The 15503-nt window shown below is 63.8% G+C and carries 11 protein-coding genes; 3 read left to right on the plus strand and 8 right to left on the minus strand.

The genetic code is table 11. The features are described 5' to 3' along the window. Window positions 1–5: 5 nt before the first annotated feature. Together NTD82_RS22385 and NTD82_RS22390 are read left to right on the plus strand one after the other, a co-directional pair. On the plus strand, window positions 6–2102 hold the full coding sequence (locus NTD82_RS22385; RefSeq protein WP_262130280.1) for a RecQ family ATP-dependent DNA helicase: 2097 nt from the start codon (window positions 6–8) through the stop codon (window positions 2100–2102). Further along, window positions 2099–3343 (plus strand): DNA-processing protein DprA, encoded by a 1245-nt coding sequence (locus NTD82_RS22390; protein WP_262130281.1) that lies wholly within the window; start codon window positions 2099–2101, stop codon window positions 3341–3343. The genes NTD82_RS22385 and NTD82_RS22390 overlap by 4 nt, the downstream gene beginning before the upstream one ends. Before the next feature lie 73 nt (window positions 3344–3416). On the opposite strand, the gene peaD is transcribed toward NTD82_RS22390, so the two are convergent. Genes peaD through peaA form a run of 4 tightly spaced genes read right to left on the minus strand, consistent with a single transcriptional unit; the run spans window position 3417 to window position 7944 of the window. Then, window positions 3417–4532 (minus strand): quinohemoprotein amine dehydrogenase subunit beta, encoded by a 1116-nt coding sequence (gene peaD / locus NTD82_RS22395; protein WP_262130282.1) that lies wholly within the window; start codon window positions 4530–4532, stop codon window positions 3417–3419. A 32-nt stretch (window positions 4533–4564) separates the two neighbouring features. Then, window positions 4565–4888, minus strand: a complete 324-nt coding sequence (qhpC, locus tag NTD82_RS22400) for a quinohemoprotein amine dehydrogenase subunit gamma (protein WP_095158602.1) — start codon at window positions 4886–4888, stop codon at window positions 4565–4567. Window position 4889: 1 nt separating this feature from the next. Then, window positions 4890–6320, minus strand: coding sequence for a quinohemoprotein amine dehydrogenase maturation protein (gene peaB, locus NTD82_RS22405; RefSeq protein WP_262130283.1), 1431 nt, complete (start codon window positions 6318–6320; stop codon window positions 4890–4892). Window positions 6321–6366: 46 nt separating this feature from the next. Next, entirely contained in the window at window positions 6367–7944 is a 1578-nt protein-coding gene (gene peaA / locus NTD82_RS22410) for a quinohemoprotein amine dehydrogenase subunit alpha (protein ID WP_262130284.1), read from the minus strand. A gap of 401 nt (window positions 7945–8345) precedes the next feature. Here peaA and NTD82_RS22415 point away from each other — a divergent pair, with 401 nt between their 5' ends. Continuing rightward, window positions 8346–9839, plus strand: coding sequence for an aldehyde dehydrogenase family protein (locus NTD82_RS22415; protein WP_262130285.1), 1494 nt, complete (start codon window positions 8346–8348; stop codon window positions 9837–9839). Window positions 9840–9842: 3 nt separating this feature from the next. On the opposite strand, the gene NTD82_RS22420 is transcribed toward NTD82_RS22415, so the two are convergent. Genes NTD82_RS22420 through NTD82_RS22435 form a run of 4 tightly spaced genes read right to left on the minus strand, consistent with a single transcriptional unit; the run spans window position 9843 to window position 15436 of the window. Next, complete coding sequence (locus tag NTD82_RS22420) at window positions 9843–11150, minus strand: NAD(P)/FAD-dependent oxidoreductase (protein WP_262130286.1); 1308 nt, start codon at window positions 11148–11150, stop codon at window positions 9843–9845. Next, window positions 11147–11812: a S8 family serine peptidase gene (locus NTD82_RS22425; RefSeq protein ID WP_262130287.1), complete on the minus strand. Its 666-nt coding sequence runs from the start codon at window positions 11810–11812 to the stop codon at window positions 11147–11149. The genes NTD82_RS22420 and NTD82_RS22425 overlap by 4 nt, the downstream gene beginning before the upstream one ends. Next, window positions 11805–13523 carry an ABC transporter ATP-binding protein gene (locus NTD82_RS22430; RefSeq protein ID WP_262130288.1) on the minus strand — a complete coding sequence of 573 codons (1719 nt, stop codon included), beginning with the start codon at window positions 13521–13523 and terminating at the stop codon, window positions 11805–11807. The genes NTD82_RS22425 and NTD82_RS22430 overlap by 8 nt, the downstream gene beginning before the upstream one ends. Then, on the minus strand, window positions 13523–15436 hold the full coding sequence (locus NTD82_RS22435; protein ID WP_262130290.1) for a sigma-54-dependent Fis family transcriptional regulator: 1914 nt from the start codon (window positions 15434–15436) through the stop codon (window positions 13523–13525). The genes NTD82_RS22430 and NTD82_RS22435 overlap by 1 nt, the downstream gene beginning before the upstream one ends. Between the last annotated feature and the right edge of the window lie 67 nt (window positions 15437–15503).

Here is a 15503-nt window from a genome sequence, read left to right on the forward strand (position 1 = left end):
TTGGGATGACTCGCGACGAAGCGGAAAACCTGCTCAGGATAGCGCTCGGAAACAATACGGCACACTTCAGGGACGGTCAGTGGGAGTCCATTGATGCCGTGGTCAACAGGAAGAAAAAACTGCTGGTGGTGCAGTGCACCGGTTGGGGCAAAAGCTCCGTGTATTTCATCAGCACTCGCATCCTGAGAGACCGCGGGCACGGCCCGACGCTGATCGTCTCACCGCTGCTGGCCTTGATGCGCAACCAGATCGAGGCAGCCAGACGACTGGGCATCCGCGCGGTCACTATCAACTCCACCAATACCCAGGATTGGGAAAAAGCCAAACGCGACGTACTGGCGGACAAGGTGGATTGCCTGCTGATCTCACCGGAGCGCTTGGCCAATGATGGATTCGTCGAGGGGATTCTTCACCCTGTCGCCGACCGCATCGGGCTGATGGTGATTGATGAAGCGCACTGTATTTCCGACTGGGGCCATGATTTTCGCCCGGACTATCGGCGCATCGCCAATATCCTGGGTTTTCTCCCACGCAATACGCCGGTACTCGGAACCACGGCGACAGCGAATAACCGGGTAATCCAGGATATTCGTCAGCAGTTTGGTGATATTGCGGTGGAGCGAGGTCCTTTGGTGCGGGAGAGCCTCTCCCTGGTGAATCTGAGGATGCGGGATCAGGCAATGCGCCTGGGCTGGCTTGGGCAGACCATTCCGATCCTGCCTGGCACAGGAATCGTGTACGCCCTGACTCAGCGTGACGCCGAGCAAGTCGCAGCCTGGCTGTGCAGCCTGAAAATCTCCGCGGCGGCCTATCACAGCGATATCCGCCACGAAGACTTCGCCACCCCGGATGCCTATCGCCAACATCTGGAAGATGCCCTTCTCACCAACAGAATTAAGGTGCTGGTAGCAACCAGTGCACTCGGCATGGGTTACGACAAACCGGACCTTGGGTTCGTTATTCACTATCAGGCGCCAGGCTCGGTCGTGGACTACTACCAACAAGTTGGTCGCGCGGGACGGGGTATTGATCATGCGCTGGGGATTTTGCTCTCGGGAACCGAGGATGACGCCATTCATGCGTTTTTCCGCAATAGCGCGTTCCCTACTGCCGGCCAGGTTGCACATGTGCTGGGCACGCTTGAGCATTACGATGGTTTGAAAGTTCGCGAACTGGAGGAGCACAGCAACCTGCCAAGCGGCCAGATCGAAAAAATCCTCAAGCTCCTCAGCGTGGAAAATCCAGCCCCACTGATCAAGGTCGATGGTTATTGGCACCGGGTTCCCAGACCTTACCAACTTGACCAGAAGCGGATCGATCGGCTGACACAACGACGTGAGGAGGAATGGTCACAAGTTCAGAGCTACCTGAGCGAACAGGGATGTCTGATGTCTTTCCTGCGCAAGGCTCTCGATGATCCTCAGCATGAGCCGTGTGGAAAGTGTGCGAACTGCGTGGGCGATTCACTACTGCCCCTGCAGATCGATCCTGCACTCGCACACCGGGCTGCGACATTTATTCGACAGGCCGAATTTCCGATAAAGCCCCGAAAGCAACTGGCCAGTGGCGCGTTCACGCACTATAAATTCCCGACCAATCTGCCCGCCGAGTTACAGGCTGAGGAAGGCCGGGTGTTGTCACGCTGGCGTGATGGTGGCTGGGGTGAGCGGGCCGCGCAATGCAAGGAAAACGAGCACTTCGACAGGAGTCTGGTTGAAGCGATGGCCACGATGATCAGGCGGCGTTGGTTACCACAGCCCAAACCGACATGGCTTTGCTGCGTACCTTCGCTGGGCCACCCCAATTTGGTGCCTGATTTTGCCCGCAGGCTGGCGGACGCGCTCGGCATCCCCTTTGTCAGTTGCGTGAGCAAGGTGAAAAACAACGAACCGCAGAAATACCAGAACAACCGTTTCCATCAATGTCGCAATCTCGACGGGGTTTTCGAAGTCGGTGAGGGTATCCTTGCCGGACCGGTGCTGCTGGTGGACGACATGATCGACTCCGGCTGGACCTTGACGGTCATCTCGGCTCTCCTGCGCAGGGCTGGTAGCGGTCCGGTCTACCCGATTGCGATTTCCTCCACGGCAAGCAAGGCATGATGAACTCCAACACCCAAGCCATTCTTCTGCTCACTGCTTATTTCTCGAAGCCGGGAAAAGACAGCGTCAAACCCCTCACGCCAACCGAGTGGGGGCGCTTTGCTCACTGGCTCAACGAAAACGGGAAAACGCCTGCGGATCTGGTGACCAACGACCCTCACGGGCTGTTGCAGGGGTGGGACGTCAGCAAGATACCGCTGGAGCGCATCAAGCTCTTGCTCGGCCGTGGCCACGCAATGGCGTTGGCGCTCGAGAAGTGGACTCGCGCCGGCATATGGGTACTGACTCGCTCGGACGCCGATTACCCAAGATCGCTCAAGCATCGCTTGCGCAACGATGCACCGCCGGTGTTGTTCGGTTGCGGAAATCCGCAGTTGCTCAACTGCATGGGCATCAGCGTCGTGGGATCGCGAAACGCCCTGGAAGAAGACCTCCACTACACTCGACGCCTTGGCAGAAGCATTGTCGAGTCGGGTTGTACGGTCGTATCGGGTGGAGCAAAAGGTATCGACGAAACGGCCATGCTCGCGGGCGTGGAGAACAACGGTACCGTGGTCGGCGTTCTTTCAGACAGCCTGCTGACGGCCGCCATTTCTTCAAAATGGCGCCAGGGCCTGATGAACGGCAATCTGGTCCTGGTCTCGCCGTTCTACCCCGAAGCAGGCTTCAATACCGGCAACGCGATGGCCCGCAACAAGTACATCTATTGCATTGGTCAAGCCGCAGTGGTTGTGCACTCAGGCATTTCGGGAGGTACCTGGAACGGTGCGATCGAAAACCTGAAAAAAGCGTGGGTGCCGCTCTGGGTCAAGCCAAATACAAATGCCGATGCCGGTAACTCGCAACTGGTTGGCAAGGGCGGCCAATGGTTGGAGACCCGCACAGATTCGATCCATGTGCAGGGACTGATCGAACACAACAGCGCACGGTCGTCGTATCAAGTGTCAGAATCATCTGCAAATGACAACGGCCAACCCGTCCAGGCTGAACCCGAGGTAAAGCCCGCCGCCGTAGACACCACAAGCGCGAGCGAGCTGGATTTCTACCAACTATTTTTGCTCAAGATGCAGCAACTCGATGAAGCGCTGAGTGTTGATGAGCTGGCAAGAACATGGCATTTGCCCAAGAGCCTGCTCAACGACTGGCTCAAGCAGTCCGTGGAAGAAGGGCGAGTCAAAAAACTCAACAAACCCGTGCGTTACCAGTTCACCAGCGCCTCCGCGACCTCTCAATTGACCTGAGCCCGGTTACAGACCCGCAGGAAGAAGCTTCGCAGCGGTTCGAGAATCAACGAACCACCGCGATACAAAACGCTTACCGCACAAACACCTGCGCCGTAGTAATCGCCATATCCCCCCCAGACAACTGAATCTTGCCCTTCGGTTCCAAACTATCGGCATCAAAAATAGCGATGTCGTTGTAGGTGCCCGCCAGGTAGATCCGCGTCCCCGCCTTGTTCATCGAGACGCAGTAGTACGAGTGATCCAGGGTCGCGGCCTTGATCAGTTTTTTCTCCTTGATGTCGTACTTGGCCAGGCGGTTAAGCACGCCATACACCACGTTCGGATCAGTCGGCGAACGCATGCCGCTGAAGTAGATTTCGGTCAGCGGGCCGAAGTCGACGGTCTGGCTCTTGCCGGTAGCAAGGTCGATGTTGAAGAAGCCGTACACGTACTCGGCCGTCGCTGGGTCCTGTTTTTCGTCCTTGAATTTCGACGCGGTGTAGAGCAGCGAGAAATCATGCCGGTAGGTCTGCTGGTTCCACACGTAGAGCACGTCCGGGGCGCTGTAGTTGGGGCGTTTCCAGTTGCGGCTGGGGACGATGACGTCGAATTTTCCAGTCTTCACATCAACCTTGTAGATGTCCGGCCCGGCCACGTACAGGCTGCCGTCGTCACCGCCCTGCATGATGGTCAGTTGCCGCGGCGCCGGGAAGCTGCGCAGCGGCTTGGCGTTGAGGCCGCCATCGGTGCCGTACACGTCCAGCCGCGGTGCCTGCACTTCGTAGTGGGCACTGAACATCTTGGTTGGGTTGGCGACGGTGTAGATTTCCTTGCCGTCGTGGCTGATGGTGAAGGAGAACATCGACCGCGCTTTCTCGCCCGGCAACTGGCTGATGCTCGCATGGAACACCTGTTTGCAACTGTCCAGCTCGACGCCGTAGATGTCGGCGTAGTGGTTGTTCAGCACGTAGGCGATGCGTTTGTCCGGCGACATCTGCACCGAGCCCGGCCCGAAGGCGTCGGGCATCTGGCAGGTCTTGTAGAGCTTTTCACTGGCCAGGTCGATGACGTGCAGGTTGTTCGGGTAGTTGGTGGTGACCATGTATTCGTGGCCGGCGTTGAGCGCCTTGCCTTCGTCGGCGGCCATCGCCGAACCGGCGCCGAGCACCACCAGGGCGGCCAGGCCGCGGGTTGCAATCTGAAGCATGCGGATATCCCTCTTCTTGTCTGCCTGGGGGCTCATTTGTCGTCCGGGAACACGGTCCCGAGGTTGCGCCAGTTGTCGCCGGAGGCCTGGGCATCTTTGTTCCAGTCGGGGTAGGTGCTCATCATGTCCGGCACCTGGGCCGGCCACCAGCAAGGGTCGGAGCAGCCATACAGGTCCGATTCCATCGGCTGGCACAGCGACGAGACACCACCGAAGGCGTCGATTTCCCAGCCCGGGTCGGTGGTCGAGGCGCAGCCGGCGACCGAGTTCATCGCCAGCACTTCTTCGATGCGGTTTTCCTCGGCGGCCTGTTCCAGCTTCAGTGCTTTGTTGTTGATCGGCTTGAGATGCTTCATGTCAGTGGACCTTGCGCGAGGTGATGTAGCGGCTGATGAAGGCCGGGTTCTCGGCCATGATCCGGCTGTAGACTTCGATGCCGAAGTCCACCCAGTCACGCATCAGATCGCAATAGTGGTAGGTCGGATGGGTCGGGTCGCCGTAGCGGGCGTAGCTCTCGTGGTAGCAGCCGCCGGAGCACAGGTTGCGGATGCGGCAGGTGTCGCAGCCGGTGTTGGTGCGGTCCAGGCGCTGTGAAAGGAACTCGTTGAGTTCGACCTGCTTCACGCCGCTGTGCACGTTGCCGAAAGTCGGCAGGCTGGAGCCGGTGAAGCGGTGGCAGAGGTTCAATTCGCCCTTGTGGTCCACCGCCAGCATCTTCAGCCCGGCGCCGCACGGCAGCGCTTTCTTGTGGCCTTCGTGGATGTCGGTGAGCAACTGGTGCAGGTTGGAGAAGCCGATGTTGCGGTGCTCCAGCGCCGCCTCCAGGTACTTGCGGCCGAGGGCCTTCATGTTGGCGAAGACTTCGATCAGCTCCTCAGACGAGAGGTTGTAGTCGCTGATGTCGCCCGAGGTCACCGGGGCGAAACCGACTTCGGCAAAACCCATCTCGTTGAACAGGTGGTTCCAGATGGTCTCGATATCGGTCACGCCCTTGGTCAGGGTGACGCGCGCGCCAACCGGGCGGCTGTCGTAGCGCGACAGCAGCATGTCGGCCTTGCGCCGCACCACGTCATACGTGCCCTGCCCGCCCACGGTGATGCGGTTGCGGTCGTGCACGGTCTTCGGCCCGTCGATGCTCACCGACAGCCCGAAGCGGTGGGCATTGAGGTAGTCGACGATCTCTTCGGTGAGCAAGGTGGCGTTGGTGGTCATGACGAAGTCGACCCGCTTGCCCGCCTCGCTGAAACGCCGCTCGCAGTAATCGACCATGTACTCGATCAGCTTGCGGTTGCTCAGCGGCTCACCGCCGAAGAACACCACGGTGTAGAACGGCTCGTCGGGCGACTCCTTGAGCAGCATTTCCACCGAGGCCACTGCGGTCTCGACCTCCATGCGCTTGCCGGCCGAGGGCTTGTCCAGGTCTTCCTTGTAGCAGTAGGTGCAGCTCAGGTTGCAGCCGGTGTTGACGTTGAGCACCACGGTATTGAGCGCGGTGCGCTCAACCTTTTTCAGCGCCGTTTCCGGGCTCAGCGGCGAGCCGTCGCTCACCAGTTCCAGCGCGATCAACTCGCGCAGGGTCTCGTTGATTTCAACGCCATCGAAACGCGCCGCCAGGCGTTGCACCAGGGCATCGCTGGAGCAGCTTTCATGACGCAGTGCGTCGATGATTTCCCCGGTCAGGGCATCGCTGGCGAACAGCGAGCTGCTGGGAATGTGGAACAGCATGCGGGCGTCATCGACCCGCACTTCATGCAGATTGCGTTCTACCAAATTCAGAATCGCGCCCATCGCAACCTCCTAGAACATTCGGATGTGGCCAGGTCAAACCGCCGTGTCACGGGATGGGCGGGTTGTTCCAGCGCTGGATGGTCACGATCAACTGACCTTCACCGGTACGCGCCTTGCCGGCGTCGTCCACGGCGGCAATGACCTTGAGGTTGCCGGCGTTGTTGGTGGACATCTTCCGTGCCGGGTTCGGGCCAGCGTCGCCGGGGGTGAACACGCCGCTGTCGGCCTGCATGATGCCGGCGAACTTGACGTCCTCGTCCTCGCGGGCGCGGTCGTCGAACGGCTCGACTTTCCATTGCGCCGGGAACACGCCGATGCGGTAAGCCTTGCCATCGGCGCCCTGACCCCAGGCCTCGGCGTCGAAGCGGCCCTGCACCTTCGGCGTGGAACCGCCGTTGTCACCGACCCGCGCCACGGAGAACGCCGGGACCACTTTCACTTCGGCGATCTCGCGGTACACCGCCAGTTGCGGGCCACCGAGCTTGCCGACGCTGACCGCCTGCAGGCCCTGCGGCGCATCGGCGGCGGCCTTGACCTTGACCCGCACGCGCTGCGGGGTGTTCTCCAACACTTCAAGCACCTGCACACCCTTGCCGAACGACGGCGTGCCATTCAGGCCGCTGCCGACCAGGGTCAACTCGGCTTCGCTGCCAGCCTTCACATAACCCGGCTGCACCGCCAGCAGACGCGGCGAGCCTTGCTGCGCGGCGACGAAATCGAGGCCGCGTTCATCGTGGGCTTTTTCGAACATGCGGCCGGTGAGCTGGCCGTTATTGGCGGCGAGCACCTGCCGCATGCTTACGCCATCCACGTCCACGGTGCCGCGCCATTCATAGCCGCTGTAGAGCATCGCCGTGCCCTGGCCCTTGAAAGGCGTGCCGTCGGCGTACTGGCCGTCGAGGCTGACCTTGAAGCGATCGCCGGATTCCGGGCTGACGTTCATCACCCCGTTGAGTTCGCCCTTGCCCGGCAGGTGGCCGCTGAAGCTCCAGGTGCCGGCCAGGGTCGCGGCCTTGGGCATCGACTTCTGCCAGTCGCTCCAGGCCTTGCTGTCGAACGGGTACTGCTGCGCCAGCAGCGGCACCATGTCTTTCTTCGCCAGGTCGAACCAGTCGCGGTCGCGGGACAGTGCCTGGTATTCCAGCGACGGCCACTGGCCGAGGTGGAAGTTGACCAAGTGTTCCCACTCCTTGGCCGGACGCCTCTGCAGGGCGATCCGCGCGCCGGAGTGGCAGCGGGCGCACATTTGCTGAGTGGGTTCGCCGATCTGCTCGACGGTGTTCAGGCGGCGTTCGAGGGCGTAGCGCACGCCGTCGGTTTCGCTGGGCGCGAGGCCCTGGGTGTCGGCGAGGTACTTGACCAGCGTGCGGCGGTCTTCGTCGCTGATCTGCAACTGGTGCATGGTCTGCATGCGGCCGATGGTCATCAGCCAGCCTTCCGGGGTTTTGCGTTGGTGGCTGATGCGGCTCAAGGCGTTGTCACCTTCGGGCAGGTGGCAGCCCTGGCAGGTTTCCTTGAGGATCGCCTGGGCTTCGCGGGCCTGGCTGACCTGGGGCTGCAAGGCAAGACTGACGGCCATTGCCAGCATTCCTCCAGCGCTGGCGAACCTGAGTGTTCTCTTCATCGATGACTGACCTCCACGGGGGTTCTTCTTATTGTTCGTACACTTCTTATAGGTCTCTTCTGTCGGCCGTACAGCGGCAGAGCACGGACCGAAGAGCAGCTTGCAAGGGCCGATACATATTGTGTGCCAAGAGCCGGAAGCACCGTATCAGGGGCTTCGCGGACCATATGACACGGGCCTCGCGGCTAAATTCGCGACAACTGAGACGGCGTGAGACGGCTGTCGCAGGCCGCTGAGAATGTCTCAGCGCCTGTCGCAATTTGCGACGGCCGGTGTGCGACAGCAGCCAGGCTGCGGCAACGTTTCACCCCTTGGATTCACAGCGCTGCAGGACGACACCCGGCACTTGGCACAGCGGTTGCGATCCGCCCTGGCAATCACTCACAAGAACGAGGTTTGCCATGTCCACCACTGCCCCCCTGCACCCTGCCGTCGAGGCGTTCATCCGACGCGCGCCGACCATGCTGATCGGCGCCGACTGGGTCGAGTCCAGCGACGGCGAACGCCTGACCCTGCGCAACCCGGCTAGCGGCGAGGTGCTGTGCCAGGTGCCGGCAGCCACGCCCGCCGATGTCGGTCGCGCCGTGAGCGCCGCGCGCCAGGCCTTCGATGATTCGGCCTGGAGCCGGACCCGCCCGCGCGAACGGCAGAACCTGTTGTGGAAACTGGCCGACCTGATGGAGCGCGACGGCGAAATCCTCGCCCAGCTCGAATGCCTGAACAACGGCAAGAGCGCGGTGGTGGCGCGAGTCATGGACGTGCAACTGGCCATCGACTTCCTGCGTTACATGGCCGGCTGGGCGACCAAGATCGAGGGCCAGACCGTCGAGGTGTCGTTGCCACTGATGCCCAACGACGAGTTCCATGGTTTCGTGCGCCGCGAAGCGGTGGGTGTGGTTGGCGCCATCGTCGCCTGGAACTTCCCGCTGCTGCTGGCCTGCTGGAAACTCGGCCCGGCCCTGGCCACCGGGTGCAGCGTGGTGCTCAAGCCCGCCGACGAAACCCCGCTGAGCGCGCTGAAACTGGCCGAACTGGTGCTGGAAGCCGGTTACCCCGCGGGCGTGTTCAACGTGGTCACCGGCACCGGCGTGGTCGCCGGCGATGCCCTCACCCGCCACCCCGGCGTGGACAAACTGACCTTCACCGGTTCCACCGCCGTCGGCCAGCAGATCGGCAGAGTGGCGATGGACAACATGACCCGCGTCACCCTGGAACTGGGCGGCAAATCGCCGACCATCGTCATGGCCGACGCCGACCTGTCCATCGCCGCCGCCGGCGCCGCCCAGGCGATCTTCTTCAACCAGGGCCAGGTCTGCTGCGCGGGCTCCAGGCTGTATGTGCACCGCAAGCACTTCGACAACGTCGTGGCCGATATCGCCGGCATCGCCAACAGCATGAAACTCGGCAACGGCCTCGACCCCAGCGTGCAAATGGGCCCGCTGATCTCCGCCCGCCAGCAGAAACGCGTGTTCGACTACATCGAACAAGGCCGCAACAGCGGCGCCACCATCGCCTGCGGTGGCGAGCAGTTCGGCCCCGGTTACTTCGTCAAACCCACCGTGATCGTCGATGTCGATCAGAAACACCCGCTGGTGCAGGAAGAAATCTTCGGCCCAGTGCTGGTGGCCATGCCGTTCGACGACGAAGCCGAGGCCCTGCGCCTGGCCAATGACAGCCCGTACGGTTTGGGCGCGAGCATCTGGTCCAACAACCTCGGCGCCGTGCACCGGATGATTCCGAAGATTCGTTCGGGCTCGGTATGGGTCAACTGCCACAGCGCGCTGGACCCGGCGCTGCCGTTCGGCGGCTACAAAATGTCCGGCGTCGGCCGCGAGATGGGCGCCGCGGCGATCGAGCACTACACCGAGCTGAAATCGGTGTTGATCAAGCTTTAAGAATCAGGGACGGTAGCCCTGGCTCAGCAGCCAGCCACGGATGTGGCGCTGCTGTTCCGGGCTCAGCGGCGCCAGCACTTGATCGGCCGGTTCAGTGCGCAACCGGCTGACCAGCGGCGCCAGTTCCACACCATTCAGGTGCCAGATGCCCAATGGCTGATCGGGGCTGATCACCACGTGCGCGAGGTCCACAAGACCGTCACGCAGCACTGGCGCCTGTTCTATCCGCAAGTCGGCGAAGTCCACGTCGGCATGCATCGGTTCGGCGTCCGGCCATTGCCGCCGCGCCTGCCAGAACGGCTGGTCGGCCCAGCGTTGTTCCTCGATATAGAAATCCCGCCCGAGCCGGGCGAAACGCCAGAACAGGTGCTCGACCCGCTGTTGATGAAACCGCAGCGCCAGGTCGCGGCGTTCCGGGCGGGTCAGCAGGGTGTTGATCACCGCCGGCGCCTGCAGGGCCGAGGACAGTGACTGGAAGATGCCGTTGCCCGACAACGGGTCCACCGCCATCGCCGCATCGCCCACCCGCAGCCAGTTGTCGCCGCCACAGACTGGCGTGAGGATCGCCGTGCTGCTGCGGGCGTGCAGTTGCAGGTCGCGTTCGTCCTGCGCGGCGAAAAACGCCCGCGCCAGCGGCGATTGCCAGCGGCGTTCGCGGCAGAAATCGAGCAGCGCGGATTTGTCCGGTAATGCCGTACCGGAGACGTCCAGAGTCCACTGCCAGTAGCAGCGACCATCGGCCTGCCGAGCCATCCACATCCAGCCATCGGCCTGGCTTTCCACGGCGCTGGCGCTGGCACCGGGCTCGCCCTGCCAGCGGTTCAGCAGGCTCAGGGTTTCCGGCCCGCGCCAGGCACGGCCCACGGAACGGTCGTGTTGCGGGGCCTGGCGCCCGCGGGCTTCGACGTAGAAATCAGCGGACAACGCGGGCGCGCCGTCCAGTTCGACGGTCACCCCGCCAGCTTCGCTCCGCACGCCAAGCACCCGCGCTTCGATCAGGCGAACGCCGGCGTGGTACAGGTCGTCGCGCAGGCCCTGGTCGAAACGCGGACGGTCCAGCAGAAATTCGACATTGCGGTCATGGGCCTCGCCGTTCCAGCGCGCGTGCCGCCGCGACGGTTCGCTCGCCACCGCTAATGCGCGGTTGAGCCCGGCGCCGCGAAGCGCTTCCAGCACCCGTTGCGACACCCCTTCGAGCGCCGCGAAGCGTCGCCATTCGCTGACCACACACACCTCGAAACCAAGCCGGCGCAGGCCCAGGGCAACAGCGGCACCGGCAGGCCCGGCGCCGAGCACGACGATGGATGTCATGCCTGGCCTTTGTATTCGCGCCCACGGTACTGGGCGTTGTACAGCAGCCACGCCATCACTTGGGCGTTGCTCGCGTGAGGCTGGTCGCGCAGGAAGGCGGCGATGTGCCCGGTCAGTGCCGCGCAGCCAAAACTGGCGCCGGACAGCGGGCTTTCGCGGGCCCGCACGCAAGCACCGAAATCGGCCTGGGGCGTGTCCAGCCAGCTCCACTCATCGGGCTGGCAACGCGCATCGCCGGTGATGCGCAACACACCGGGATAAACGGCGGGATACACCGGCGCGCCTTGCGCCGGGGTCGAGGCGCAGATCAACACGCCGGCCTTGATCGCCGCCGCGCAGGCCTCACGCAGTGCCGGACGGTCCTCGCGCAGGCCAAGACTGAGGTTGATCAGGCGCACGCCGCAGCTCACCAGCCAGTCGATCCCGGCGGCGACCTGCAAGGCAGTGGTGACACCCCGCTGATCGAAGACCTGGGCGACATGGATCGGCACGTCTCCGGCACCCGCAGCGATCAGTTGCACCACGGCGCTGCCGTGGCCGAGGGCATCTTCCAGCGGCGGCTGCTGGCTGATTCCGACCGAGGCCAACTGGAAACGCCGCGCCTCGCCCATCCGCGCGAGGGGCGTGCCGCTGTCGACCACGCCAACCCGAAAATCACGCATGGCCGGCCTCCGTCAGAACGTGCAGGCGACCCTCACGCAGGACCAGATGCAGGCTGGCGTCGGCCAGGGTCGAGGGACGGTGGCTAACCAGGATGCGGGTACGGTCAGCAAAGAGTTGGTCAATCGCGGCAATCACTTCACGCTCCGTGTGTTCGTCAACTTGCGAGGTGGCTTCGTCCAGCACCAGCAGCAGCGGGTCCTGCAGCAGTGCGCGGGCGATAGCAATACGCTGTTTCTGACCGCCCGACAACTGCTGGCCGCGCTCGCCCAGCGGGCTGTCGAGGCCTTCCGGCAGGCTGGCGATCAGGCTGTCCAGTTGCGCCAGCCGGGCGACTTCGGCAATGGCTTCGCGACTGGCATCCGGCACGCTGTAGGCGAGGTTGTCGGCGAGGCTGCCACGGAACAGCACGATGTCCTGGCTGACCACCGCCACACGCCGCCGCAAGGCGTGCAGATCGAGTTCGCGCAGGTCGACGCCGCCCAGCAGGATCTGCCCCGACTGCGGATCGTAGAAGCGCTGCAGCAGGTCGATCAAGGTGGATTTGCCGGCACCGGAGATACCGCGCAGGGCGACCTTGCTGCCGTGGGGAATACTCGCGCCGACATCCTGCAACAACGGCGGGCGCCCCGGGTGGGCGAAGCACACCCCGCGCAAATGCAGGTCGCCGCGGTCCGGCATCGGCCGGGTGTGGACCGGGCTGTCGACTTCCGGGGCAACGCCGCGCAACTCCATCACCCGGCCAAGGCTGACGCTCATGCGCTGCATCGCCACATACAAGCCCAGCAGGCTTTGTACCGGGCCGACGGCCATGCCGAGGTAGGTGGAAAACGCGATCAGCGCGCCCAGTTGCCAGGTGCCCTGCACCACCCAGTAACCGCCCACCAGAAACGCGCAGGCGCGGGACAGCGAGGTCAGCGTGCCGGGCACCGCCTGGGTGAAGAATTCGGTGACCTGCACCCGCAGCAACTGGCCCATGTAGCCCTGCCCCAGGCCATCAAGACGGCGGGCCTCGCGTTGCTGCTGGCCGGCGGACTGGATGAATTTCATCGCCGGCAGGGTCTCCACCAGAAACGACGAAACGTCCGCCGAACGCTCGCGCAACTGCCGCACCTCACGCTCGACCTTGCGCCGCATCCAGCGCAGCCAGAGCACGTCCAGCGGGATCAGCACCAGCGCCAGCAGCGCCAGCTTCCACGACAACACCAGCAGCATCGCCAACGCACAGACCAGACCGATCACGCTGGACACGGCGGAGAACAGCGAATCCACGGCAAAGCGCTGGATCTCGGCGACGTCACCGTCCAGCCGCGACATCAGGTCACCCAGCCGGCGCTGGCCGTAGAAGGTCGGCGACAGACGTTGCAGGTGCCGATACAGCTCGTCGCGCAAGGCGAACAGAATGCGCCCTGAAAGACGGGTGTGCAGGTAGCGGTTGAGCCCGGACAACAGCGTGCCGACGATCCCGGCCAGTACCATCAGGCCGGCGATCAGCGCCAGCTTAGGGAAGTCCTTGGCCAGCAGGCCGTCGTCGATCAGCAGCTTGGTCAGCCACGGCTGCACCAGCACCAGCGCCGTGGCGCACATCGACAACCCGAGCAGGCCGACGATGGCCAGCCGCTGCGGGCGGACGAAGCTGTACAACCAGCCCAGTGCGTCGTGCAGGGCGGGACGGTCCTGATGCTCGATCAGGCGCGAGAGCAGACGCTGCATCACCGCGGCATCTGCTTGAGCTTGCGGTACAGCGTGGCGCGGCTGATGCCCAGCGCATCGGCAGCCGCCGAGACGTTGCCGTGATGACGGTCGAGGGCCTGGCGAATCAGGTCGTGCTGGTTGTGGCGCAGGTTGTCGCGGTTGACCGGTGGCTCGCCGGCGCGCAGCTCGTCCAGCAGGTTGTCTGGCAGATGATCGAGGCCGAGTTCCTGCTCGCCGTCTTCGCGCATCGCCAGCAGCAGGCGCAGGCTCATTTCCAGTTGGCGGATGTTGCCCGGCCAGTGATAGCCGGCGAACAACCGCGACACTTCGGCAGACAGCCGCACGCCCTGGCCGCCGAGGCGGGCCAGCAGGCTGTCGATCAACGCGGGGAGGTCTTCGCGCTCGCGCAGGGCCGGCAACTGCACGCTGATGCCGTTGATGCGGTAGTAGAGGTCTTCGCGGAACTGCTGGTCTTGCACCTGGCGCTTGAGGTCGCGGTGCGTGGCGCAGACCAGCGCGATGTCCAGTTCCTGCTCCTGGGCCGCGCCCAGCGGCGCCACCTTGCGCTCCTGCAACACCCGCAACAGCCGGGCCTGCAAGGCCAGCGGCATGTCGCCGACTTCATCGAGAAACAGCGTGCCGCCGTGGGCCTGCTGCAGGCGCCCGACCATGCCGCCGCGCCGCGAGCCGGTGAAGGCGCCTTCGCGGTAGCCGAACAGTTCCGATTCGATCAGCCCTTCGGGGATCGCCGCGCAGTTCACCGCGATAAAGGGTTTGCCGGCGCGGGCGCTTTCCTGATGCAGGGCGCGGGCGACCACTTCCTTGCCGCTGCCGGTTTCGCCCAGCAGCACCACCGGCAAGTCATTGGCCAGCCCTTGGCGGGCCATGCGCAACGCCCGGGCAAACCGGCTGTTGCCGGCGCCGAGTGCTTCCAGCGACGGCGTGGTGGAAACAGCGGGGGCGACGCGGGCGACCAGCGCCGGAACCGACACCGCGAGCGGACGCTGCGGCACTTGCAGGGTCTTGTAGTAAAAGGCGCCTTTGGCGGTCTCGACGCTGTCGACCTGGCCAGGTTGCAAACGCGCCAGCCATTGCTCCAGGCGCATGCCCAGCAGGCCGTCGCAGCGCTGGCCAATCAAACTGGCGCGGTCGCTGCGCAGCAACTGGCAGGCCTGGTTGCTGGCGGCGAGGATATGCCCGTCCAGGCTCACCGCCAGCAGGCCCTGCCAGCAGGATTTCAGGTACTGCCGCCGGCTGTGGAAGGCCAGCACGATCTGTTCGGGGAAGCTGCTCTTGAACAGCCGGCTTTCGATCTGGCTGACCGCCAGCGCCAGCAGCGCGGTTCGGTCAGGCAGGCGGCCCAGCGGGCCTTGGCGGGTCAGGTCGAGGACGCCGAGCAACTCACCTTGCGGGCAGTGGATCGGCACCGAGGTGCAGGAAAAATCGCTGAGCCGTTCGAGAAAGTGCTCGCCGCAATCGATCTGCACCGTGCGCGCTTCCACCAGCGCGGTGCCGAGGGCGTTGGTGCCGCGGGCGGCTTCGCTCCAGCAGGTGCCGGGGGAGATATCGCCCAGGCCACGGCGCTTGAGCACGGCGGATTCGCCGTGGATGGTGAGGATGGTGGCGTCGGCATTGGCGAGGATGATCAGGCTGTCCTGGCCTTGGCGTGCGCCGAGGTAATCGAGTTCGGCGGTCGCGGCGTCCAGCAGCGGGCGGTTGTTGGCCAGCAGCAGGTCGAGGCTGGCGGCGGAAGTCAGGGCGACTTCCTGCCCGGCGTTACCGGTAACCCCATGGCCGAGGCTACGGCGCCAGGAGGCGTCGATTTCGGCACGCAGGAAGCCATCGGGCAGTTGCCCTTCCACGGACAGGCGTTCCCGGGCAAGGCGGGGGTTAGAGGTCGCGGTGGCGGACGCTGTTTTTATTGTGCTCATCGGCGGCTCCGGATCGGTTAATCCGTTACAAGCAAGTCCTGCGCCATTTGGTGGCAGGGCTTTTCGG

This window comes from Pseudomonas sp. 5P_5.1_Bac1 (assembly GCF_025466015.1).
In the GTDB taxonomy this organism is placed as follows: Bacteria; Pseudomonadota; Gammaproteobacteria; order Pseudomonadales; family Pseudomonadaceae; genus Aquipseudomonas.